This window comes from Streptomyces niphimycinicus (assembly GCF_018883605.1).
Lineage (GTDB): Bacteria > Actinomycetota > Actinomycetes > Streptomycetales > Streptomycetaceae > Streptomyces > Streptomyces niphimycinicus.
The window spans coordinates 1-447 of sequence record NZ_JAHLEM010001093.1 but is presented as its reverse complement, the minus strand read 5'-3'; the positions used below and the strand labels follow the sequence as shown (position 1 = coordinate 447).

Annotated in this window: 1 protein-coding gene; it reads left to right on the top strand. The window is 76.3% G+C overall.

Translation table 11 applies throughout. The features are described 5' to 3' along the window. The coding region (locus KN815_RS47825; protein WP_301184715.1) for a ketoacyl-synthetase C-terminal extension domain-containing protein at positions 1 to 447 on the top strand (447 nt) is incomplete at both ends.

The following is a 447-nucleotide window of genomic DNA, read 5'->3' as shown; positions in this document are numbered from 1 at the left end:
CTCCTTCGGCTTCAGCGGCACCAACGCGCACACCATCCTGGAGCAGGCCCCCGCCGAGGAGACCGAGGAGGCCGAGGAAGTCACCGAGCGACCGGCCCCGTCGGCCAAGCGGCTGGACGTGGTGCCGTGGGCGGTGTCCGGCAAGAGCGCGGCGGCGCTGCGCGCCCAGGCGCAGCGGCTGCTGGCGCACCTCGAGGCCGACCCCGGGCTTGGCCCGGTCGACGTGGGCCTCTCGCTGACCACCACCCGGGCCCAGCTCGACCACCGCGCCGTGGTGCGCGGCCACGACCGTGCCGACCTGCTGGCCGGGCTCACCGCCCTGGCCGAGGGCGGTATGGCGGCGGGCGTCGCACAGGGCTCGGTCGTCGGTGGCCGGACGGCGTTCGTGTTCCCGGGGCAGGGGTCGCAGTGGGCCGGTATGGCGGTGGGGCTGATGGACGCCTCGCC